General features: G+C 70.8%; 21 protein-coding genes and 2 tRNA genes. 10 read left to right on the top strand and 13 right to left on the bottom strand.

Annotation, left to right across the window (positions count from 1 at the left end; genetic code table 11):
• Nucleotides 1-6 precede the first annotated feature (6 nt).
• Together BLT23_RS15530 and BLT23_RS15525 are read right to left on the bottom strand one after the other, a co-directional pair.
• Nucleotides 7-525 (bottom strand): YbaB/EbfC family nucleoid-associated protein, encoded by a 519-nt coding sequence (locus BLT23_RS15530; RefSeq protein ID WP_090049792.1) that lies wholly within the window; start codon nt 523-525, stop codon nt 7-9.
• A 216-nt stretch (nt 526-741) separates the two neighbouring features.
• A tRNA-Lys gene (locus BLT23_RS15525) sits at nt 742-815 on the bottom strand.
• Nucleotides 816-1,095: 280 nt separating this feature from the next.
• On the opposite strand from BLT23_RS15525, the gene BLT23_RS15520 reads away from it, so the two are divergent.
• Nucleotides 1,096-2,235: a L,D-transpeptidase gene (locus BLT23_RS15520; protein ID WP_245743975.1), complete on the top strand. Its 1,140-nt coding sequence runs from the start codon at nt 1,096-1,098 to the stop codon at nt 2,233-2,235.
• A gap of 4 nt (nt 2,236-2,239) precedes the next feature.
• Here BLT23_RS15520 and BLT23_RS15515 read toward each other — a convergent pair whose 3' ends face one another.
• From BLT23_RS15515 to orn, 3 genes are all read right to left on the bottom strand, one after another.
• Nucleotides 2,240-3,865: an ABC-F family ATP-binding cassette domain-containing protein gene (locus BLT23_RS15515; RefSeq protein ID WP_090049788.1), complete on the bottom strand. Its 1,626-nt coding sequence runs from the start codon at nt 3,863-3,865 to the stop codon at nt 2,240-2,242.
• Between the two features lie 59 nt (nt 3,866-3,924).
• Nucleotides 3,925-3,997: transfer RNA gene (locus BLT23_RS15510), tRNA-His, on the bottom strand.
• A gap of 66 nt (nt 3,998-4,063) precedes the next feature.
• On the bottom strand, nt 4,064-4,669 hold the full coding sequence (gene orn, locus BLT23_RS15505) for an oligoribonuclease (RefSeq protein ID WP_090049786.1): 606 nt from the start codon (nt 4,667-4,669) through the stop codon (nt 4,064-4,066).
• A gap of 71 nt (nt 4,670-4,740) precedes the next feature.
• On the opposite strand from orn, the gene BLT23_RS15500 reads away from it, so the two are divergent.
• Nucleotides 4,741-6,261, top strand: a complete 1,521-nt coding sequence (locus BLT23_RS15500) for a helicase HerA-like domain-containing protein (RefSeq protein WP_090049784.1) — start codon at nt 4,741-4,743, stop codon at nt 6,259-6,261.
• On the opposite strand, the gene BLT23_RS15495 is transcribed toward BLT23_RS15500, so the two are convergent.
• On the bottom strand, nt 6,193-7,452 hold the full coding sequence (locus BLT23_RS15495; RefSeq protein WP_090049782.1) for an MFS transporter: 1,260 nt from the start codon (nt 7,450-7,452) through the stop codon (nt 6,193-6,195). The genes BLT23_RS15500 and BLT23_RS15495 overlap by 69 nt on opposite strands.
• 77 nt (nt 7,453-7,529) lie before the next feature.
• On the opposite strand from BLT23_RS15495, the gene BLT23_RS15490 reads away from it, so the two are divergent.
• Nucleotides 7,530-8,465 (top strand): GlxA family transcriptional regulator, encoded by a 936-nt coding sequence (locus BLT23_RS15490; RefSeq protein ID WP_090049780.1) that lies wholly within the window; start codon nt 7,530-7,532, stop codon nt 8,463-8,465.
• A 10-nt stretch (nt 8,466-8,475) separates the two neighbouring features.
• Here BLT23_RS15490 and BLT23_RS15485 read toward each other — a convergent pair whose 3' ends face one another.
• The 3 genes from BLT23_RS15485 to BLT23_RS42040 all read right to left on the bottom strand — a co-directional run bounded on the left by BLT23_RS15485 (nt 8,476) and on the right by BLT23_RS42040 (nt 10,845).
• Nucleotides 8,476-10,014, bottom strand: a complete 1,539-nt coding sequence (locus BLT23_RS15485) for a PH domain-containing protein (RefSeq protein WP_245743974.1) — start codon at nt 10,012-10,014, stop codon at nt 8,476-8,478.
• Nucleotides 10,011-10,499 (bottom strand): PH domain-containing protein, encoded by a 489-nt coding sequence (locus tag BLT23_RS15480; RefSeq protein WP_342713663.1) that lies wholly within the window; start codon nt 10,497-10,499, stop codon nt 10,011-10,013. The genes BLT23_RS15485 and BLT23_RS15480 overlap by 4 nt, the downstream gene beginning before the upstream one ends.
• 214 nt (nt 10,500-10,713) lie before the next feature.
• Nucleotides 10,714-10,845, bottom strand: coding sequence for a hypothetical protein (locus BLT23_RS42040; protein ID WP_281248846.1), 132 nt, complete (start codon nt 10,843-10,845; stop codon nt 10,714-10,716).
• A gap of 102 nt (nt 10,846-10,947) precedes the next feature.
• Between BLT23_RS42040 and BLT23_RS15475 the strand changes: the two genes are divergently transcribed.
• Nucleotides 10,948-11,289 (top strand): hypothetical protein, encoded by a 342-nt coding sequence (locus BLT23_RS15475; RefSeq protein ID WP_090049778.1) that lies wholly within the window; start codon nt 10,948-10,950, stop codon nt 11,287-11,289.
• 167 nt (nt 11,290-11,456) lie between these two features.
• Here BLT23_RS15475 and BLT23_RS15470 read toward each other — a convergent pair whose 3' ends face one another.
• A complete protein-coding gene (locus BLT23_RS15470; RefSeq protein WP_176946766.1) occupies nt 11,457-12,989 on the bottom strand; it encodes an AMP-binding protein in 1,533 nt (510 codons plus the stop codon).
• 52 nt (nt 12,990-13,041) lie between these two features.
• Nucleotides 13,042-13,242 (bottom strand): hypothetical protein, encoded by a 201-nt coding sequence (locus tag BLT23_RS15465; protein ID WP_090049776.1) that lies wholly within the window; start codon nt 13,240-13,242, stop codon nt 13,042-13,044.
• A gap of 236 nt (nt 13,243-13,478) precedes the next feature.
• On the opposite strand from BLT23_RS15465, the gene BLT23_RS15460 reads away from it, so the two are divergent.
• The 6 genes from BLT23_RS15460 to BLT23_RS15435 all read left to right on the top strand — a co-directional run bounded on the left by BLT23_RS15460 (nt 13,479) and on the right by BLT23_RS15435 (nt 20,170).
• The gene (locus BLT23_RS15460) at nt 13,479-13,871 is read left to right on the top strand and encodes an NUDIX hydrolase (RefSeq protein WP_090049774.1); all 393 of its coding nucleotides are present in this window, start codon (nt 13,479-13,481) and stop codon (nt 13,869-13,871) included.
• Nucleotides 13,872-13,992: 121 nt separating this feature from the next.
• The gene (rox, locus tag BLT23_RS15455; protein WP_090049772.1) at nt 13,993-15,420 is read left to right on the top strand and encodes a rifampin monooxygenase; all 1,428 of its coding nucleotides are present in this window, start codon (nt 13,993-13,995) and stop codon (nt 15,418-15,420) included.
• Between the two features lie 45 nt (nt 15,421-15,465).
• The gene (locus BLT23_RS15450) at nt 15,466-16,419 is read left to right on the top strand and encodes a tetratricopeptide repeat protein (RefSeq protein ID WP_090049768.1); all 954 of its coding nucleotides are present in this window, start codon (nt 15,466-15,468) and stop codon (nt 16,417-16,419) included.
• Nucleotides 16,419-16,748: a hypothetical protein gene (locus BLT23_RS15445; RefSeq protein ID WP_090049766.1), complete on the top strand. Its 330-nt coding sequence runs from the start codon at nt 16,419-16,421 to the stop codon at nt 16,746-16,748. The genes BLT23_RS15450 and BLT23_RS15445 overlap by 1 nt, the downstream gene beginning before the upstream one ends.
• A 43-nt stretch (nt 16,749-16,791) precedes the next feature.
• Nucleotides 16,792-18,951, top strand: a complete 2,160-nt coding sequence (gene secD, locus BLT23_RS15440; protein ID WP_090049764.1) for a protein translocase subunit SecD — start codon at nt 16,792-16,794, stop codon at nt 18,949-18,951.
• A 58-nt stretch (nt 18,952-19,009) separates the two neighbouring features.
• Nucleotides 19,010-20,170 carry a lactate 2-monooxygenase gene (locus BLT23_RS15435; protein WP_090050354.1) on the top strand — a complete coding sequence of 387 codons (1,161 nt, stop codon included), beginning with the start codon at nt 19,010-19,012 and terminating at the stop codon, nt 20,168-20,170.
• 4 nt (nt 20,171-20,174) lie between these two features.
• Here the strand turns inward: BLT23_RS15435 and BLT23_RS15430 are convergent, their stop codons facing one another.
• Entirely contained in the window at nt 20,175-20,954 is a 780-nt protein-coding gene (locus BLT23_RS15430; protein ID WP_090049762.1) for an ESX secretion-associated protein EspG, read from the bottom strand.
• A 9-nt stretch (nt 20,955-20,963) separates the two neighbouring features.
• On the bottom strand, nt 20,964-22,259 hold the full coding sequence (locus BLT23_RS15425; RefSeq protein ID WP_176946765.1) for a PPE domain-containing protein: 1,296 nt from the start codon (nt 22,257-22,259) through the stop codon (nt 20,964-20,966).
• Nucleotides 22,260-22,300 lie beyond the last annotated feature (41 nt).

Raw genomic sequence — 22,300 nt, 5'->3', positions numbered from 1 at the left:
CAGGCATCAACGCAGGTAAGAACCGCCGTCGAAGTCGTCGTCCTCGTCACGCGGACGGCGTTGCGGCTGCCGTCGTTCCACCGGTGGAGGCGGTGTGTCGTCCTCCAGCTCACCGATGCGCTTGTATCCGGGGGAGGTGCTGGTGGCAGGGCTGACCGGCTCGGGGAAGCGCTGTTCGTAACCGGACACGACGGTGTCGATCGTCGACTGCTCGTCGCCGATGGTGGCCTGCATGGCCGCCGCGACCTGGCCGGCGAGCTTGGCCTGCGCCCGCTGGACGCACGCCATGATCTGCGCGGCCACCGCGGACCCGCTCTGCTCGCGGATGCGGTCGGTCAGCTCCAGCGCCGACATCGCGCCGGAGGCGTTCACGGTCACCTTGACCACGCCGTCCGGCGACGACTCGGTGGCACTGACGGCCGAGACCGCCGCGCTCATCTGCTGATAACGCTGAGCTTTCTGCTCAGCCTGCTGCGCCCAGTCCTCGATCTGGCGCTCAACCTGCTCCGGGCTTCCACCGATCACGACGCATTCCCCCTTGCGCCCATCATCACAGCGGGGGTGGCGTGGAACGGCGTTTTGGACGAGCTGGGCCCGAACGGCCTAACGGGCCAGGGTCGCTGATCGACGCGTCAGGCAATGTCTTGCGGGTCGCAAATCATGATCCACAGCGACGAATGAAGATGAGTCCGGAAACGCGAAAAAGCGGGTAGAGACGAATCTCCACCCGCTTCTCCGGTGTACGCCGCCAGGGACTCGAACCCCGGACCCGCTGATTAAGAGTCAGCTGCTCTAACCAACTGAGCTAGCGGCGCTTGTTTGTGTGCCGGTAACTCGCGTTCCGACGTGAAGAACGTTAGCACATGGCCGACGCGCACTCCCAATCGGCTGGTCAGCCGGGGTGTGGGGGTGCATCGACCGCGTAACGATCCGGCCACTCGGGCAACTTCTGACCACTACTGGGCGTCCCCTGATTAGGGGGACGCTGAACGCTTCGTGCAGGCGGTTCCGGGAGTGGCGACAAGACAGATCGGAAGTGCGTCGATGGCGATGTGGGGCAGGCGCGGTCGCGGGGTGGTCGCGGCGGGACTCGCTGTGATTCTGATCGCAGGCTGTTCGGGCGGGGATGACGGCGGGGCGACCATGGGCGCCGGTGGGGAGTCGAGCGCCGCTCCTCCTCCGCCGAAACCGGTCACGCTGACGCTGGCCCTCAACGACGGTGCCGCGGACGTGTCTCCCGGGCTGCCGGTGATCGCCACGGCGGCGGACGGGAAGCTCACCGACGTCAAGCTCACCAACGCCGACGGCAAGGTCGTCGAGGGGAAGATGAACCCCGAGTCGACGCAGTGGACCAACACCGAGCCGCTCGGGTACTCGAAGACGTACAAGCTGAGCGCCACGGCGACCGGCGCGGACGGCAAGACCGAGACCAAGGAGTCGTCCTTCACGACGGTGAAGCCGCGCACGCTCACCTACGTGTCGGTGAACCCGCAGGACGGCACCACGATCGGGGTGGGGCAGCCGCTCGCCTTCTACTTCGACGAGCCGGTGGCCGACAAGGTCGCCGCCGAGAAGATGCTGGAGATCACCACCGAGCCCAAGGTCGAGGGCGCCTTCTACTGGTTCAACAAGAAGGAGGTGCACTGGCGTCCCGAGAAGTTCTGGAAGCCGGGCACCAAGATCACGATGAACATCAAGGTCTACGGCAAGCACGTCGGTGACGGCATCTACGGCCAGGAGGACCGCACGATCACCACGACCGTCGGTGACGAGGTCATCTACGAGGCCGACGGGCAGACGCACCAGGTGAACGTGAAGGTCAACGGCCAGGTCGTGCGGACCATGCCGACCTCGATGGGCAAGCCGGCCGACGCCACCCCCACCGGCACGTACGTGCTGATGGAGAAGTACTCCCACATGGTCATGGACTCGACCACGTACGGCCTGGCGCTGGAGAACGGCGGCTACCGCACCCCGGTCGACTGGGCGTACCGCATGTCCAACAGCGGCATCTTCTTCCACGGCGCGCCGTGGTCGGTCGGGGACCAGGGGCACCGCAACGTGAGCCACGGCTGCCTGAACCTGTCGCAGGAGAACGCCAAGTGGGTGTTCGACAACAGCAAGCAGGGCGACGTGGTGATCGTCACCAACTCCGGTGGCCCGCCGTTGCAGGAGTGGGACGGCTTCGGCGACTGGCAGGTGCCCTGGAGCACCTGGGTGCAGGGCAACCGCTAGAGCGCTAGGAAACCGTCACCTGGCCGTTCGCGACGGTCAGGTGACGGTTCACCCGCACGGCCTCCAGCATCCGGCGGTCGTGCGTCACGAGCAGCAACGTGCCGGGGTAGCTGTCCAGGGCCTGCTCCAACTGCTCGATCGCGGGCAGGTCGAGGTGGTTCGTCGGCTCGTCCAGCACCAGCAGGTTGACCCCGCGGCCCTGCAACAGCGCGAGCGCCGCCCGCGTCCGCTCACCCGGTGACAGCGACGCCGCCGGACGCCGCACGTGCGCCGCCTTCAGCCCGAACTTCGCGAGCAGCGTCCGCACGTCGGCGGGCGTCATCTCCGGCACGGCCTGCTCGAACGCGTCGGCGAGCGGCAGGTCGCCGAGGAACAGTCCGCGGGCCTGGTCCACCTCGCCGACCACGACGCCGGACCCCAGCGTCGCGTAGCCGGAGGTCAGCTCCGCCCGGCCCAGCAACGCGGCCAGCAGCGTCGACTTGCCGGCACCGTTCGCCCCGGTGATCGCGACCCGGTCCGCCCAGTCGACCTGCAGGTCCACCGGGCCGAGCCGGAACCCGCCGCGCTCGACCACGGCCGCCCGCAACGACGCCACGACCGCACCGGACCGCGGGGCCGCGGCGATCTCCATCCGCAGCTCCCACTCCTTGCGGGGCTCCTCGACGACGTCCAGCCGTTCGATCATGCGGTCGGTCTGCCTGGCCTTCGACGCTTGCTTCTCGGTGGCGTCGGCGCGGAACTTGCGGGCGTTCTTGTCGTTGTCGCCCGCCTTGCGCCGGGCGTTCTTCACGCCCTTCTCCATCCACGCCCGCTGCATCCGGGCACGGGCCTCCAGCGACGCCTTGGTGTCGGCGAACTCCTCGTAGTCGTCACGGGCGTGCTGCCGGGCCCGCGCCCGTTCCTCCAGGTACGACTCGTAGCCGCCGCCGTAGAGGTGCACGGCGTTCTGGTGCAGGTCGAGCTCCAGCACGCTCGTCACCGTGCGGGCGAGGAACTCGCGGTCGTGCGACACCAGCACCGTCGCGGCGCGCAGGCCGGTGACGAACTTCTCCAGCCGTTCCAGGCCGTCCAGGTCGAGGTCGTTGGTCGGCTCGTCGAGCAGGAACACGTCGTACCGGCTCAGCAGCAACGACGCCATGCCCGCCCGTGCCGCCTGACCGCCGGACAGCGACGTCATCAGCGCGTCCAGGCCCACGGCCAGGCCGATGTCGTCGAGGACTTCCTGGGAGCGCTCTTCCAGGTCCGCGCCGCCCAGGGCGAGCCAGTGGTCCAGCGCGTCGGAGTAGCCCTCGTCGTTGCCCGCGGTCAACGCCTCGGTGGCGGCGTCCAGCGCGGCCTGGGCAGCCGCGACACCGGTGCGGCGGGCCAGGAAGTCCCGCAGCGTCTCGCCCTCACGGCGCTCCGGCTCCTGGGGCAGGTGGCCGATGGACGCGGACGGCGGGTTCAGCGTGATCCGGCCCGACTCGGCGGGGACCAGCCCGGCGAGGGTCTTGAGCAACGTCGACTTGCCGGCGCCGTTCACGCCGACGAGCCCGATGACGTCGCCGGGAGCGACCACGAGGTCGAGGCCGGAGAACAGGACGCGGTCACCGTGTCCGGCGGCGAGGTCCTTGGCGACAAGAGTGGTCATGAAGAAGCTCCCCGGACGTGAAGAAAGGCCCCCGCGATCGCGAGGGCCTTTCGACAAAGGGTGAGTGACGGGACTTGAACCCGCGACACCTGGGATCACAACCCAGTGCTCTACCGGCTGAGCTACACCCACCATCGCCGGTCGTTGACCGGCGAGGAAAGCATAGCAACGGCAGCTACCGATATTGAAATCGGGGGGCTACTTGACGTTCTTCAGCAGGTCAGCGGCCACGGCCTGGGCCTGTTCGGTCGTCGGTCCCGGCTGCGGCACGAACGCCGTGCGCCGGTAGTAGGCGAGCTCCCGGATCGACTCGACGATGTCGGCGAGCGCCCGGTGCGCGAGGCCCTTGCCCGGCTGCGCGTAGTAGATGCGCGGGTACCAGCGCCGGCACAGCTCCTTGATCGACGACACGTCGACCATGCGGTAGTGCAGGTGCGCGTCGAGCGCGGGCATGTCGCGGGCGATGAAGCCGCGGTCGGTGGCGATGGAGTTGCCGGCCAGGGGAGCGGTGCGCGGGTCCGGCACCCACTCCTTGATGTAGGCCAGCACGGCGGCCTCTGCCTCCTCCAGCGTCACCGCGGAGGCGCGCACCTCCTCGGTCAGGCCCGACTTGGCGTGCATCTCCATGACGACTTCCGGCATCGAGGCGAGCACTTCGTCGTCCGCGTGGATCACGATGTCCACGCCGTCGCCGAGCACGTTGAGCTCGGCGTCCGTGACCAGTGCCGCGATCTCGATCAGAGCGTCCTTGCCCAGGTCGAGTCCGGTCATCTCGCAGTCGATCCACACCAGACGATCCATCACCCCGGGAACATTACTGCGCGGCGCCCGGCTTCGAGTGGCGGCGTGCGGCAACACGGTTACGCTCCCCGTGCATGACGGCTCAGGGTGAGATCGCTGCGGGCTACGCCTCCGGGAGCGCGGCCATCGAGCTGGGCGCGGTGCTGGTCGACGGAACCGTCGAACCCGCCGCACAGGTCCGCATCCCGTTGTCCATGGTCAACCGGCACGGGCTCGTCGCGGGCGCGACCGGTACCGGGAAGACGAAAACCCTGCAGCTGCTCGCCGAACAGCTGTCCGCCAACGGCGTCCCGGTGCTCATGGCGGACGTGAAGGGCGACCTGTCCGGGCTGTCGCGGCAGGGCGAGGTGAGCGACCGCACCACGTCCCGCGCGCAGGACACCGGCGACGACTGGCAGCCGCAGTCCTTCCCCGTGCAGTTCCTGTCGATCGGCACCGGCGGCCTCGGCGTGCCGCTGCGGGCGACCGTCACGAGCTTCGGGCCGATCCTGCTGTCGAAGGTGCTGGGGCTGAACGACACCCAGGAGTCGACGCTCGGCCTGATCTTCCACTGGGCCGACTCGCGGGGCCTGCCGCTGCTCGACACGAAGGACCTGCGCAGCGTCATCCAGCACCTCACGAGCGACGAGGGCAAGGAGGACCTGAAGGGCATCGGCGGGGTCTCCGGCGCGACGGCGGGGGTGATCCTGCGGGCGCTCGTGAACCTGGAGGCGCAGGGCGGGGACAGGTTCTTCGGCGAACCCGAGCTCGACCCGGCGGATTTGATGCGCCAGCGCGGCGGCCGGGGTGTCATCAGCCTGCTGGAGCTGGCGGAGCTGCAAGGCAACCCGGCCCTGTTCTCCACGTTCCTGATGTGGCTGCTGGCCGAGCTGTTCGAGACGCTGCCGGAGGAGGGCGACGTCGAGAAGCCCAAGCTGGTCTTCTTCTTCGACGAGGCGCACCTGCTGTTCGCCGACGCGTCCAAGGCGTTCCTCGACCAGATCACCCGGACCGTGAAGCTCATCCGGTCCAAGGGGATCGGCGTCTTCTTCTGCACGCAGCTGCCGACCGACGTCCCGAACGAGGTGCTGTCGCAGCTCGGCGCACGGGTCCAGCACGCGTTGCGCGCGTTCACGCCGGACGACCAGAAGGCGTTGGCGCGCACGGTGAAGACGTACCCGACGACACCGCACTACGACCTGGAGAAGGCGCTCACGTCGCTCGGCATCGGCGAGGCGATCATCACGGTGCTGAGCGAGAAGGGCGCTCCGACGCCGGTCGCCTGGACGCGGCTGCGGGCGCCCCGGTCGTTGATGGACACCATCGGCGACGACGCGATCAAACAGGCGGCGGCGGAGTCGGAGCTGCACGGCAAGTACGCGGAGACCGTCGACCGCGAGTCGGCCTACGAGCAGCTGATGAAGAAGGTCGCACCGCCTCCGCCTCAGGAGAAGGCCCCGGAACCTCCTCCGCGCAGGCAGGAGAAGGAGGAACCGGGGCTCGTCGAGAAGGTGCTGGGCAACACCGCCGTGAAGTCGTTCCTGCGGTCAGCCGGCAGCACCCTGGCGCGCGAGATCACGCGGGGCGTCTTCGGAACCTCGCGCAAGCGACGCTGACAGCGCCGCCGCGCCGATGCAGAGGGCACCCGCGACGTACCAGGCCAGGTCGTAGCTGCCCAGGTGGTCGCGGGTCAGGCCCGCGGCGGACGCGGCCAGCGCGGCGCCGAGCTGGTGCGAGGCGAACACCCAGCCGAACACGACGGGCCCGGACAGGCCGAAGTACTGGCGGCACAACGCCACGGTCGGCGGCACGGTCGCCACCCAGTCGAGACCGTAGAAGATGATGAACACCAGCATCGACGGGTGCGCGGCCTCGCCGAACAGCTGCGGCAGCAGCATCAGCGACAGGCCGCGCAGCGCGTAGTAGGACGCGAGCAGCAGCCGTGAGTCGACGCGGTCGGTCAGCCAGCCGGACGCGATGGTGCCCACGATGTCGAACACGCCGACCAGCGCCAGCAGGCCCGCGGCGGTCGTCGTCGGCATGCCGTGGTCGTGCGCGGCGGGGATGAAGTGCGTGCCGACCAGACCGTTCGTGGACGCGCCGCAGATCGCGAACCCACCGGCCAGCAACCAGAACGGCCGGGTCTTCGCGGCGTGCACCAGCCCGCCGAGCGCCCGCCGGGCGGCACCACCGGACGGCGGCGGGGGAGTGTCCTCGCTCGCGCCGAGCGGCAGCAGGCCCACGTCGCGCGGGTACTCGCGCAGGAAGAACGCGGCCAGCGGCACCACGGCCAGCGCCGCGATGCAGATGACCAGCGACGCGGGCCGCCAGCCGTAGCTCTCGGACAGCCACGCGACGGTCGGCAGGAACACCAGCTGACCGGCCGCGCCGCCCGCCGTCAGCACCCCCGTGACGAGGCCGCGGTGCCGGACGAACCACCGGCCGGTGATCGTCGCGACGAACGCGAGCGCCATCGACCCGGTGCCGAGCCCGACGACGACGCCCCAGAGCAGCACGAGCTGCCACGACTCCGTCATGAACACGGTCAGCCCGCTGCCGATCGCGACCATCGTCAACGCCCAGGTCACCACGACCCGCACGCCGAAGCGGTCCATCAGCGCGGCGGCGAACGGAGCGGTCAGCCCGTAGAGCAGCAGGTTGATCGAGATGGCCAGCGAGATCGTGCCGGTCGACCAGCCGAACTCGGCCCGCAACGGTTCGATCAACGCACCCGGCGCCGCGCGGAACGACGCCGCGCCCACCAGGGCGATGAAGGACACACCCGCGACAACCCAGGCCCAATGCATTCTCACGACGACAAGGTTCGGCGAGCGGCGATCGGGCGGCCAGTGGCCGAAAAGCCAACATGTGAAAGAATCGGGCCATGCACCGGATCGCCGTCCTGGCGCTCGACCAGTCCGTCGCGTTCGACATCGGCACCTCGACGCACATGTTCGCCCGGCTCGCGGACCTCTACGAGGTGGTCGTCTGCTCGCCGGACCGCCGCCCGATCCCGACGACCGGTGGCTTCACCATCACGCCGGACCACGGCTTGGAGGCGCTCCAAGACGCGGACACCGTGCTCGTGCCGGGCACCCACTACCCGCCGGCGCGCGAGGGCAGGCTCGAACCGGCGGTCCTGGAGGCCCTCACCACGACGAACGCGCCGAGGATCATGTCGATCTGCACGGGCGCGTTCGTGCTCGCGGCCGCCGGGCTGCTCGACGGCAGGCCCGCGACCACGCACTGGGGCGCCACCGACCAGTTCCGGGCGCTCTACCCGAAGGTCCGGCTGAACCCGGACGTGCTGTTCGTCGACGACGGCGACGTGCTCACCTCGGCGGGCGTCGCCGCGGGCATCGACCTGTGCCTGCACGTGATCCGGTCCGACCACGGCAGCGAGGTCGCCAACTGGATCGCCCGCTACTGCGTCGTCCCGGCGTGGCGGCAGGGCGGCCAGTCGCAGTTCGTCGACCGGCCGGTGCCGAGCTACCCGGACACGTCGACGGCGCTCGCCCGCGAGTGGGCCTTGGAACGCCTCCAAGAGCCGCTCGACCTCGCCGCGATGGCCGCGCAGGTGCGGATGAGCGTGCGCACGTTCACCCGCCGGTTCCGCGCGGAGACGGGCATGTCGCCCGGCCAGTGGCTCACCCAGCAGCGCGTCGAGCGCGCCCGGCACCTGCTGGAGACCACCGACCTGCCGATCGACCAGGTCGCGAACCACGCCGGGTTCGGGACCGGCGCGGCGCTGCGGCAGCAGCTGGCGGCGACGATCGGGGTGTCCCCGAGCGCCTACCGGCAGACGTTCCGCAGCGCCTGACCGCGGGCTTTCAGTCCTCTGTGGACTTTTCGGCCAGGAAGGGGCGCAACAGGTCCGGCACCGCCGCGTCCGCCAGCAGCAGGCCGTCCGCCTCGCCGACGTCCGTCACGTGGTAGACGCCCGCACCGGCCGCCGTGGTGGCACCGATCGTCATCAACCCGCTGCGGCGCTGGAAGAACGACCGCCGGATGCGCCAGCCGATGATGCCGGTGCGCTGCAACGCGACGGTGCTGCGCACCAACGAGTTGTTGCGGGTGATGAGGTACCGGTCGTCCAGCGCGTGGCCGAGCGAGCGGTAGTTGTCCCAGCCCACCAGCGCGGCGAACGGGATGATCGCCACCGGGATCGGCCAGGCCCACGACGGGGCCCAGACCGCGAGTCCGGCGGCGATCACGACCCACGGCACGACGTGCCGGACCAGGCTGCGCCGCAGCGCCGCGAACGGGTGCGGGCGCAGGGTCCTCGTCGTCGGGTCGTCGTCGACCTTCAGCACGTCGCGGGTGACCTGGTGCGCCACCTCGATCGGCGCGGGCGGCAGCAGCAGGTTGCTCTCGCCCTTCGAGCCCAGGCCCGTCGTCACCGCCACTGCCTTCGCGCCCTTGCCCGCGCGCACCAGCAGCGGCTCCTGGATGTCGACGCCGCGCAGGCGCTGCTCCTCCACGGAGACGGACCGCGTGGTGAGCAGGCCGCGCTGCACGCGCAGGGTCGCGTCCGGCTCGCGGGTGAGCCGGTAGTTCCAGAACTGCATGACGTAGATCGGCACCGAGAGCACCAGACCGGCCACGACGAGACCGATCGCGGACGCGCCGATCACCCCGACGCTCGGGTCCTCGAAGAGCCACTCGAACAGGCTCTGCACCGGGTGCAGGCCGAAGTCGTCCGCGTAGTTGGTCAGCAGGCCGATCAGCGCGCCGATCGCGACGAGCCCGGACAGCGACAGCGGCGCGTACTTGAGCCACTTCAGGTCGAGCTGCGAGATGACCTCCGACCGCGGCACCTCCACCGGCTCCGCCGAGGTCTCCTCGCCGGGCTCGGCGGCGGGTCGCGGGGCGACTCCCTTCTGCAGCAACAACACCCGGAGCCGTTCGGCCTCCTCCTGCGTCACGGCGTCGAGGGTGAGCCCGTCCGAGCCGGGGACGTCCTGCTGGCCGGTGCCGATCCGCACGGCGGACAGGCCGAAGATCCGGTGGCCCGGCTTCGAGGTGAGGTCGACCGTCCTGATGCGATCGCGCGGCACGGCGAGCTGCTTGCGGGTGAACAACCCGGTGTGCAGCTCGACCCGCTCGTCGGTGATGCGGTACTTCGTGGTGCGCCAGACGAAGTAGCTGAACGCGAGGATCGCGGCGACGGTCGCGGAGCTCGCGATGATCCGCCACTTCTCGCCGTCACCGGTGAACAGCAGGAAGAACACGGCCGCCAGCGCCGTGACGCCCTCGTTGAGCGGGCGCACGACGAGCATCCGCACGTGCAGCCGGTGCCACTCGCTCCGCGGCTCGGTCGCCTCCGGCGCGGCCGGCAGCCCGGAAGGGGCCTCCCACGGATTGCTCACGTGGCATCACCCGGCGTGGCCTGTGTGGTGTTCGTCAGCTCGACCACCAGCCGCCGCGCGACGTCGTGGTCCAGCCCTTCGATCTCCACCGGACCCGCGGCGGACGCCGTCGTCACCGTCACCGTCGCCAGGCCGAGGATCTGCTGGAACGGCCCGCGCTTGGTGTCGATCGTCTGGATCCGCGACACCGGCGCGACCCGCCACTCCTGGCTGAGCCAGCCGGAGAGCGTGTACACGGCGTCCGGCGTCGTCTCCCAGCGGTGGACGCGGTAGCGCCAGCTCGGCTCGACCGCGGTGTGCAGCAGGCCGACGGCCCCGGTGGCGGCCAGCAGCGCCACCTCCCACGTGGGCGGCTCGCTCACCAGCAGGAACACGATCAGCTGGGGCACGAAGAGCACGAGCCAGAACAAGGCCGCCTGCATCGTCCACAGCACGACGGACCTGGGGCTCACCTGGTGACGGGGCGTGCGCAGTTGCGGAGTCACCCCACAAGGGTGCCTCACGCACCGCGGGCGGTGTGGACAGGTGTGGCGAACCGGGGTGCGGGGCACCGGGTGGTCCCGCGTGCGAGGGAGGCGGGACCACCCGGTGCCCCTGCCCGGTCAACGGTGTCCGGCGGCGTCAGGGCTGCACGCCGTCAGCGTTGTGACATCAGGGTTGGATCACTTCAGAGTCGGATCACTTCAGGGCTGGATCACTTCAGGGCTGGATGACGTACGGCGGGGTGAACTCGCCCGGCTCGTTCGCCGAGGCCGTGCCGCCGAGGGCGAACAGCGCGCCCAGGCCGAGGACCAGGGCGGCGATGGTGCGGGCGATGGGGTTCAGCTTCATTGAGGTGCTCCGTTCCGTTGGGTGGCGACCGTGGGGAGAGGGTGGGCGGCCGGGGTGCGCCATGGCCTGTCGCAAGAGGACCTCGCCTGCCCTGGTGTGTCGATGAGCTACGTGTCCCGCCCGGAGTCCGGCGAGAGGGTGCCGTCGCCCGCCGTCGTGCGCGGGGTGCCCGGCCACGAGGGGCTGGTGGGGGCGGCGGTGAAGCTGCGCAAGTCGTGGTCTCCCGGTCCGGCGGTGGACGCGTTCGTGGAGATCCTGCGCGCATCCTCGCTCCGGCGCCTCGCCCGGACGGCCGAATCCGTGCGTGCCGCGGTGCTGGGGCCCGTCAGCGCCGAGAGCGCCGATCCGCTGCTGTGGCGGGACGTGGCACGGGCCGCGCCGCGCGAGTACTGGGCCCGCGGACATCGGCAGCGGGCGACGTTGCCCCGTCATGACCGCCCCTAGCTCGTCGACCGGACACGTTGTGAACGGAGCATGACACAGTCGGGTCATCTGCGACATCACCCAGTTCGCCCTCGGCGGGAAGGGCGGACCGCCCGATAACAGCAGGTACCCGGGTCAGGGCAAGCGGCCGAACGGGCGATGCGGCATCCGCCGCGAAAGTCCGGTCGTCAACTACCCGCGGGCGGTTGCCCGCTGCCTCGCGCCGGAGCTTCGCGGAGCTCCCGCTTGACCACCTTCCCGGCCGCGTTGCGGGGCAGCTCGTCGAGGAAGAAGACGTCGCGGGGCACGGAGAACCGCGCCAGGTTGGCCTTGACGTGTGCGCGGATCCGGTCCGCTGTCAGGCTCTCGTCACCGACGACGTAGGCGGCGAGGCGTTGGCCGAAGTTGTCGTCCGGCACGCCCGTCACCGAGACCTCGCGGACCCCGTCGAGCGTGGAGAGCAGGTCCTCGACCTCGCGCGGGTAGACGTTCTCGCCGCCGGAGACGATCATCTCGTCGTCGCGCCCCGCCACGAACAGCAGGCCGTCCTTGACGTAGCCGAGGTCGCCGGTGGACATCAGGCCGTCGACCGACTCCTTGCCGGTGCCGTTGGTGTAGCCGTGGAACAGCATGTCGTTGCCGACGAAGATGCGGCCGGTCTCGCCGGGTGCCACCGGAACGCCGTGATCGTCCACAATGGCCAGCCGGGTGCCCAGTGGAGGCTTTCCCGCGGTGCCGGGCTCCTTGAGCATCTCCTCGGGCGTCGCGATGCTGGCCCAGCTCACCTCCGTCGACCCGTAGAGGTTGTAGAGGACGGGGCCGAACTCCTCGAGCACGCGGGTGGTGACCTTCGGCGGCAACGCCGAGCCGCTGGTCGCGATGACCCGCAGCTTCGGCCGGTGCGGGGTCTCCAACATGCGTTGCAACATCACGGGAACGACGAACATGGCGGTGCAGCGTTCGGCGTCCTTCAACGCCTGCGCGGGGTCGAAACCGCGGCGCAGCACCAAGGTGGCGCCGAGGACGAGGCTCAGCTGGAACGCGGCGAGGCCCCAGGTGTGGAAGAGCGGGGAGGTGATCGAGATGACGTCGCCGTACCGCAACGGGATGCGCGACAGCAGTGCGGCGGCGGGGGCGAGGCTCGCGGGTTCCGGCCGGTGCGCGCCCTTCGGGGCGCCGGTGGTGCCGGAGGTGAGGACGATCAGCCGTCCGCGCGGGGGACGGCGGGCCAGCGGCGTGCCGGGCCCGTTGAGGATCAGGGAGTCGAGCTCGTCGCTGAAGTACGTGGGCACGTCCGGCAGCACGTCCGCGAACTCGCGGTCGGCCACGAGCTGGTCGATCCGCTGTTCCCGCGCCACCTGCGCGAGCTGGCCCGCGCTCAGGCCCGTGTTGAGCAGGACGGCGTCGGCGCCGATCTTCGTGCAGGCCGTCAGCGTCTCGACGAACGCGCGACCGTTGCGGCACAACAGCCCGACGCGTTCCCCGGTGTGGAAGGCGTGCGCGAGGGCGCTGGTGCGTTCGTCGACCTCCGCGTACGTGAGCACGCCGTCGTCGTCGATGATCGCCGCGCGGTGGGGGTGCCTGGCGGCGCCGGTCCGGTATCCCCACGCGAGCGTGATGTCCCACTGGAGGTAGCCGGCGAGGGTGCCGGACAGCCCCCGCGGGCCCAGTGGGCGGATCACTCCGGCTTTGACCAGGGTCAGCAGCACGCGGATCAGCATGAACCCACTGTGCCATCAACCTACTGGTCAGTAGGTAATGGTGTGATGGCGGTCACAATTCGGTGTTCGTCGCGCTCACGACCGCGTCCCGCAGCGCCGCGCGCAACCGGCCGACCTCCAGTGGTGTCAGCACGGCGGCCTCTCCCGGCGGCACGGTGACCACGATGTGCCCCTGGCTGACGAACACCGTCATGTCCCGTCGGCGCGAAGCGATGTCGCGGCAGCTCACCTGCCACTCCTCTTTGGCTCCCACGGGTGCGTTCCTCCAGCTCGCTCGGGCGCCGGCTCGGCGGTTCCGGCGCTCACACCCATTAGACGGGAAGGCGGGCAGGTCATTACGGCGAATTCTTCCCTCGCACCGCCGAGCTGCGGCGGGCCCCGGACGTGGAGTAACGAAGTCACCTGGAGGGGTGAAAAATGCCGAAGCCGCAACGCATTGTGATCGGCGGGACGGCGCGGCTCCTGGGCCGCTCGCCTAGGGTCGTTCGCATGATCGACAAGGTGGCTTGGCTCTATCTCAAGGACGGCCGCGTGCTCGGCACCCGGTCGGCCGGCAACGACACGTTCTACCTGCCCGGCGGCAAGCGCGAGCCGGGGGAGACCGACGTCGAGACGCTCGTCCGCGAGATCCGGGAGGAGCTGTCGGTCGAGATCGACGCCTCGTCGGCGCGGTACGCGGGGACGTTCGAGGCGCAGGCGCACGGCAAGCCGCCGGGGGTGACCCTGCGGATGGCCTGCTACACCGCGTCGTTCGAGGGGGAGCCGGTGGCGTCGGCCGAGATAGCGGAGATCGCCTGGCTGACCAGCGCGGACGCGGACCGGGTGTCGGACATGGCCCGGATCGTCTTCGCCCATCTGCGGGAGCGCGGCGAGCTGTCCTGACGCCCGCGCACTTCTTCCCACTTCAACATATAGCGCACCCCAGGGCTTGCGGCAAGACCCGGGCCATGCTTCACCATTGCCCGGCGAAAGGCCATCAACCTGGGGAAACGGGGTTCAACCCATGATCGACGTCATCATCGCCGGCGGCGGGCCGACCGGCATGATGCTCGCGGGCGAGCTGCGGCTGCACGGGGTGGGCGTGCTGCTGCTCGAACGCGACCCGGAACCGACGAAGGTCGTGCGGGCACTCGGCCTGCACGCGCGCAGCATCGAGGTGCTCGACCAGCGCGGCCTCGCGCAGCGGTTCCTCGACGCGGGCACGACGCACCCGCTGGCCGGCTTCTTCGCCGGGATCGACCGCCCCGCGCCGGAACGGCTCGACACCAAGTACCCGGTCGTGCTCGGCCTGCCGCAACCGCACATCGAACGGCTGCTCACCGAACACGCGCTCGACGTGGGCGCGGACGTGCGGCGCGGGCAGACCGTCACGGCGTTCAGCCAGGACGACGACGGCGTGACCGTGGAGCTGGCGGACGGCACGTCGCTGCGGGCGAAGTACCTCGTCGGCTGCGACGGCGGGCGCAGCACCGTGCGCAAGCTCGCCGGCATCGACTTCCCCGGCGAGCCGTCGCGGGTGGAGACGCTGCTCGGCGAGATGGAGATCGGCATCCCGTGGGAGGAGGCGATGCCGCTGATGCTGGAGGTCCGCAAGACGCAGAAGCGGTTCGGCGTCGGCCCGATCGGCGGCTCCGCGACCTACCGGGTCGTCGTCCCGGCGGAGGGGGTGACCGAGGACCGCGAGGTCCAGCCGACGCTCGACGACTTCAAGCGGCAGCTGCGCAGCGTCGCGGGCACAGACTTCGGCGTGCACTCGCCGCGCTGGCTGTCCCGCTTCGGCGACGCCACCCGGCTGGCCGAGCGCTACCGGTCCGGGCGCGTGTTCCTGGCGGGCGACGCGGCGCACGTCCACCCGCCCACCGGCGGCCAGGGCCTCAACCTCGGCGTGCAGGACGCGTTCAACCTGGGCTGGAAGCTCGCCGCCGCGGTGCAGGGCTGGGCGCCCGAGGACCTGCTCGACACCTACGAGGCCGAACGGCGCCCGGTCGCCGCGGACGTGCTCGACAACACCCGCGCGCAGATCGAGCTGATGAAGGTCGAGCCGGGCCCGCAGGCGGTGCGGCGGCTGGTCACGGAGCTGGCGAAGATCGAGGAGGTCAACCGGTACCTCATCGAGATGATCATCGCCGTGAAGGTCCGCTACGACCTCGGCTCCGACGACGACCTGGTGGGACGGCGCATCGGCGACCTCGCGCTCAAGCGCGGCGGGCTCTACGGCCTCATGCACGAGGGCAGGGGCGTCCTCCTCGACCAGACCGGGTCGCTGTCGGCGCGGGGCTGGTCCGGGCGCGTCGACCACGTCGTGGACGTCAGCGAGGAGCTCGACGTGCCCGCCGTGCTGCTGCGGCCCGACGGGCACGTGGCGTGGGCGGGCGACGACCAGCGGTCGTTGGACGAGGCGCTCGCCCGCTGGTTCGGCGCCTCCTCCTGAGGTCACCCGTCCGGGTGTGCGCGGCGCTTTGTCACACTGTGCGGCGTGTCCGAGCCGATGACAGCCGTGCTGCTGCGCGCAGCCGAGCTCACCGCCTCGGGGAAGCCGCGGCAGGCCATCGACCTGCTGCGGCCCCTCGTGGCGGCGAACCCCCGGCACGCCGAGGCGTGGTGCCGGCTCGCGGCCGCCCACCTCGACCTGGGGGAGGCGGACCAGGCGCTCGACTCGGCCAAGCGCGCGATGATCCTCGACGGCGAGCCCGCCTGGCCCCAGCGGCTGGCCGCGCTCGCGCTGAACGACCTGGGCCGCCACCAGGAGGCGGCGGTCGCGGCCCGCGAGTCGGTGCGCCGCAAGCCCGGCGACTGGCGCGGCTACGTCGTGCTGGCCGAGGTGCTCGCCGAGTCCCCGGACGGCGCCGTCGAGGCGTTCGACTCGGCCCTGCACGCGTCGCAGCTCGCGCCCACCGAGGCGCGGGCGTTCCAGGTGCTGGGCGACGCGGCGCTGCGGATGCGCGACTGGGGCACCGCCGAGCACGCCTACCGGTCCGCCATCAAGCTCGACCCGTCCGACTCGGACTCCAAGGCCAACCTCGCGACCGTGCAACGACGCCGTGCCGCGAAGCCGCCAGGGCCCGCGCGGATGAACAAGGCGCAGGTGTGGCGGGCGCTGCGCACGTTGTCGTTGCTGCTCGTAGGCGGTGGCCTGCTCGCGTTGGTCGCCGGTATGCCGCGGCCCACGCCGTACCTCGCGTTCTTCACCGGAGCCCTGCTGCTGTGCTGTCTCGTCGTCGCGCTGCGGCTGCGTCCTTTCAAGACCTTGTTCGGACTGCGTAAGCTCGCCGTGACGGTGTCGTTGCTCGCTGCTTCGGCACTGGTGCTCGCGGGGTGGACGGTGGCGTTGCTGTTCGGCGCGACCACGATGCAGCCGCTGGTGCTGTCCTGGCTGTGCGCTGTGGTCGGGGGCGCGCTCGTGTACGTCGGAGGAGGCAGGAAGCGGTGATGCGTCGCAACGCGGTCGCGCTCGCCTTCCTGCTGTTCCTGGGACAGCTCTTCATCGTCGCCGCGCCCGCCGAACCGGCACTGGCCGAAGGCGGCTCGGTCGTCCGGCACGGCCACGAGTACGCGAACCTCCCGCTCACCGCCCCCAGACCGCACAACCACCAGGCCGCCCAGGTGCCGCAGGCCCAGGTGCCGATGGACGTGCCGCCGGTCGCGAAGCCCGCGTTGCCGCTGCGATACGTGATCGCCTTCGCGCACCGCCTGCACCGCACGCCCGACGGCATCCGCTGGACGCCGCAGCGGGACCGTTCACCGCCTTCCGGTCTCTGATCCCCACACACCCTTTTTCTTCTCCCGGAAGGCTTTTCCACCCATGTCGCGCGACACCGCGCGACGGGGCCTGCTCGTGCGCGGTCTCATAGCGCTCGGTGTCCTCGTCGCCTCCGCATTCCTGTTGCTCACCACCGATCCGCGCCTCGGCCTCGACCTGCGCGGCGGAACCCAGATCGTGCTCGAGGCGAAGGGCGACGCCGACGCGGCCGACCGCTCGCTCGAGGTCCTGCGCCGCCGCGTCGACGCGCTCGGCGTGGCCGAACCGGTGATCGCCCGCTCCGGCGAGAACCGCATCGTCGTCGAGCTGCCCGGCGTGCAGGACCCCGAGGAGGCCGTCAAGGTCCTCGGCCGCACCGCGCAGCTGAACGTGCAGCGCAACGGCGAGACCGTGATGACCGGTGAGGGCATCTCGGACGCGCAGTCCGCGCGCAACTCGCAGGGCGCGGGCTTCGTCGTCAACATCCAGTTCCAGGGCGCCGGTGCGGGCACCTGGCAGAAGGTCACCGGTGAGGCGGCCTGCGAGCCGTCCGGCACGCCCGGCCGCCAGATCGCGTTCGTGCTGGACGGCGAGACCATCTCGTCGCCCGAGGTCAGCCTCGACACGCCGTGCGGCGCCGGTCAGGCCGGTGGCGCCACCACGATCACCGGCCGCTTCGGCCAGGAGGAGGCCAAGGAGCTCGCCCTCGTCATCCGCTCCGGCGCCCTGCCCGTGCCGGTCGAGGTCATCGAGCAGCGCACCGTCGGCGCCACCCTCGGCGCAGAGGCGATCGACGCGAGCGCCAAGGCCGCCATCATCGGCATCGCCCTGACCTCGCTGTTTCTCATGATCGCCTACCGGCTCGCGGGCTTCCTGGCCGTTCTCGCCCTCATCGGCTACGCGGCCGTCGCCTACGCGGGCCTGCTCGCCGTGGGGGCGACCCTGACGTTGCCGGGCCTCGCCGGCTTCGTGCTGGCGATCGGCATGGCGGTCGACGCGAACGTCCTGATCTTCGAACGGGCCAGGGAGGAGTACGGGCGGAAAGCGAACCTCCGGCGCGCCTCGGAGAACGGCTTCCGCGGCGCGCTGAGCGCGATCGCCGACTCGAACGTCACCACCCTGCTCGCGGCCGGGCTGCTGTTCTGGCTCGCCACCGGCCCGGTCAGGGGCTTCGGCGTCACGCTGACCATCGGTGTGCTGGCGTCGATGTTCAGCGCCCTGGTGCTGTCGCGCGTGCTGGTCGAGTGGGCGATGGGCACCCGGTTCATCGCGAAGCGCCCCGCCCTGAGCGGCCTGCACACGCTCGGCTTCGTCCGCCAGCGGCTGTCCGTGGTCCTCTACCGGCGCCCGTGGCTGTGGCTGGCCAGCGCCGGCGTGCTCATCCTGGTGGCGGTGGCGGGCCTGTTCGCCCGCGGCCTCAACCTCGGCGTCGAGTTCACCGGCGGCCGCATGCTCGACTTCGACGCGAGCGGCGCCGTCGACGCGGGCCGCGTGCGCACCGCACTGGCCGACGCGGGCTTCGACGACGTCGTCGTCTCCTCGTCCGGCAACGAGATCACCCTGCGCACCGGCCCGATCGACGACGCGACGTCCAACCGCATCGGCCAGGTCGTGTCGTCCGCGGTCGACGGCGGCGCCCGCCAGTCCAGCAACGAGCTCATCGGCCCGTCGCTGTCCTCCGAACTGCGCCGCAACGCCGTGATCGGCCTCGCCATCGCCGTCGCCGCCCAGCTCGTCTACCTGGCGGTCCGCTTCGACTGGCGCCTCGGCCTCGCCACCGTCGCCGCCCTGCTGAGCGACGTCCTCGTGCTGGTCGGCGTGTTCGCGTGGCTGGGCAAGACCGCCGACGGCGTGTTCCTCGCCGCCCTGCTGACCGTCATCGGCTACTCGGTGAACGACTCGGTGGTCGTCTTCGACCGCCTGCGCGAGCTGCGCGGGTCCCGGTTCAAGTCACCGTATCCGGACGTCGTGTCCGACGCGGTGGTGCAGACCGTGCCCCGCACCGTGAACACCGGCATCGGTGTGCTGTTCGTGCTGGCCGCCCTGCTGGTCCTGGGCGACGGCTCCCTGGCCAACTTCGCGACGGCACTGCTGATCGGCCTCGTCGCGGGCACGGCGTCCACTGTGGTCACCGCCGCGCCGATCGCCATCTGGCTGGAGTCGCGCTGGCCGCGTCGCCCGGCCGCGAAAAAGCCCGCGCGGCAGGCGACCGCACAGGTGTAGTTCCGGGCGTGCGGGGCTGGTGCTTCCCAGCCCCGCACGGTCGTAGCAAAGTATGCGCATGACGTCTTTCGCCTCGTACCAGAATGAGATCTACCTGCAAGGACTCGGCGGCACCGTGCCGCCGTTCACCACCGACCCGGACGCGCTGGAGCAGTCCGCGCGTGACCGGCTGGGCCCGGGTCCGTTCTGGTACGTGGCGGGAGGCGCGGGATCGGGCGCCACCATGCGCGCGAACCGCGAGGCGTTCGACCGCGTCCGGATCGTGCCGCGGATGCTGACGAACGCGACCGAACGGCACCTCGGCGTCACCGTGCTGGGCACCGAGCTGCCCGCACCCGTGATGCTCGCACCCGTTGGCGTGCAGTCGATCCTGCACCCGGACGGCGAGCTGGCGACCGCGCGGGCCGCGGCGGAGCTCGGGCTGCCGATGGTGCTGTCGACCGCGTCGTCGCACACCATCGAGGAGGTCGCGGAGGCGTCCGGCGAAGGGCCGCGCTGGTACCAGCTCTACTGGCCGAACGACCCCGACGTGTGCGCGTCGTTGCTGGAGCGCGCGAAGAAGGCCGGGTACACCGCGCTGGTCGTCACGCTCGACACGTGGACGCTGGCGTGGCGGCCGCACGACCTCGACCAGGCGTACCTGCCGTTCCTGCGCGGCGTCGGCACGGCGATCCCGTTCAGCGACCCGGCTTTCCGCGCCGGGCTGCAGAAGGCGCCGGAGGACGACCTGCCGATGGCGATCCTGCGGTGGGTGCAGCTGTTCACCGGCACCGACAAGTCGTGGGACCAGCTGTCGTTCCTGCGCGAGCACTGGGACGGCCCGATCGTCCTGAAAGGAATCCAGCACGCCGACGACGCGCGCAGGGCCGTCGAGTCCGGAATGGATGGTGTCGTCGTGTCCAACCACGGCGGCCGCCAGGTCGACGGCGCGGTCGCGTCGCTGGACGCGCTGCCGTCGATCGTCGAGGCGGTGGGGGAGCAGGTCGACGTGCTGTTCGACTCCGGCGTGCGCACGGGCGCGGACATCGTGAAGGCACTGGCGCTGGGCGCCAAGGCCGTGATGGTCGGACGGCCCTTCGCGTACGGGCTCGCGCACGGCGGCCAGGTCGGTGTGAAGCACGTGCTGCGCGGCCTGCTCGCGGACTTCGACCTCACGCTCGGGCTGTCGGGACACCGCAGCCCGGCCGACCTGGGGCCGGACGCGCTGCGGTTCTCCTGACGTCCTACGGCATCGTCGCGGTCATGCGGGCGAGCGTGCCGAAGTCGGCTGGCTGCACCCGCAGCCAGCCCTCGCTCTTGGCCGCGAGGTACCGTCCACCCGGCGTGTCGATGAACGTGAGCGGGTGAACGCAGCGCTGCTTGCGGCCGAGGTGGTCGCGCTTGGCCGAGAAGACCTGGCCACCGCCGGTGCGCGGCTGGTTCAGGATCTCCTTCAGCTGCGTGACCAGCTGGTCGTTCGGCGTGCTCACCGGACGGCTCTGCTGCAGGAACGACCCGGTGTCCTCGTAGCGGGGCTGCTGCTTCGGCTTCAGCGCGTCCTCGGGCACCGTGATCGGGGCGCCCTTGCCCGCCGGCGTGGGCGGCAGAGCACCCACCAGTGCCTGCGGGGCCTCCTCCGCGCGGATCGGCTCGAGCACGAAGAGCTTGTCGGGCGTGAGCACGATCCGCAGCACGTCCTGGCCGTTCGCCACGACCAGCGCGCTCTGCTGAGGGCCGTCCTTCGCGCTGAAGAACGCCCAGTACTCCACACCCGCCTCGACCACGAGCCGCAACGCGCCGGCCAGGTCCGGGTGGACCTGCCCGCCCCGCGCGAGCCCGTACTGCTCGAGCTGCGCCCAGGCCGAGCGCTGCAGCTGTTCCAGCTCGCCCACGTCACCCGACTCGAGGCGCTCCTCGTCGAAGTCGACCTGGGTCAGCAGCGCCCTGTGCAGCGACGGCAGACCGGCGGCCTGCCACGCCTGGTAGAGCGCCGTGACCCCGATGGCGACCTTGCTCCGAAGCACGTTCTCCCCTTAGCCGCCGATGACGGGCGGTGCCACCATCGTCCCGTCACCGAAGATGTCCTCGGTCTCCTGCAGGTAGGACGCGGACTTGTGCTCCTTGTCCTCTTCTCCCTGCCCACGACCGGCACCGGCGCCCATCGCACCGGCACCCATGCCACCCAAGCCGCCACGACCGGCGGCACCCGCCGCACCAGCCGATCCGGCACCGGTGGGCCCGAAGCTGCCGCCACCGCGACCGGCGTCACCGGCCACACCCGACGCGCCACCGAACCCACCACCCATGCCACCGGGCCCGCCGATGCCACGAGCCGCCGCGGCGCCACCGAGGCCACCACCGCCGAGACCACCACCGCCGAGACCACCACCACGGCTGCCACCACCGGCGCCGCCTCCGCCGCCACCACCGCCGGGCCCGCGACCACCGTTGTTGGTGCCACCAGGACGGTTGCGCGGGTCGTTCGGGTCGAGGCGCCCGCGGTTGCGCGGGTCGTTGGGGTTGTTCGGGTCATACCGCCCACCAGGCGGCACACCGACGTCGGTACCGGGTGGCCGCGGGTTGCGCGGGTCGTTCGGGTCGACGAAACCGGGAGGCGTCTGCGTCTTCGGCGGACCGGGCTCCAGCCAAGACGGGTTCGTAGTGTCACCCGGCGGCTTCCACCCGGACGTGTTCGTGGAGCCGTTGTCGACCCCGCTGCGGTTGCCGGAGCCCGTGTTGTTGTTGGTACCGCTGGTGTTGCCGCTGTGATCGTTGATCTTGTCGACACTGCTGATGTTCGTGGAGCCGTTCCCCTGCTCCATGCTCGCGTCGTTGGCAGTCGGCGAGATGAACGTCGGCATGCTGTTCGTGCTCGCCTCGACCGCGCTCCCGTACTGGTTGAACGCGCGCATGTTCGCTTCGCTCACCTGCTGGTTCTTCTCGACCGCCTGGTCGTAGTCGGTCTCCCAGAACGCCCAGTCGTTGAGGAACGGCTTGTCCGGCACCTCGGGCGGCTTCGACATGGAGTTCTTGGCGTTGACGTACGCCTGACCCACCGTGTCCGCCGTGGTCGCGGCCGACGTCGCCGACTGCCCCGTGACGTCGGCCCAGGTCGCCAACGGCGAGGTGGCACCCCGCGCCGCGTCACCCGCCGCGCCTTCCCACGACGCGCCGGAGTCGGCGACGGCCTTCTCGATCAGCCGCGAGACGTCGTTGTGGCCGGCCGAGAGTTCTCGCCACGCCTGTGCGGTGGGCGCTGTGCTCCGGCTCGGGCCTCTGCCCTTCTCGAACCACTTGTAGACGGTTTCACCGCCCGCGAAGGGAAGCATTGCGAAACCAGCGATGTTCGGCTCATCTCCAGGCATTTCTG

The organism is Lentzea fradiae, from assembly GCF_900100955.1.
Taxonomy (GTDB): domain Bacteria; phylum Actinomycetota; class Actinomycetes; order Mycobacteriales; family Pseudonocardiaceae; genus Lentzea; species Lentzea fradiae.
Note: the sequence above shows the minus strand (reverse complement) of the source record. Positions and strands in the feature narration are given on the sequence as shown.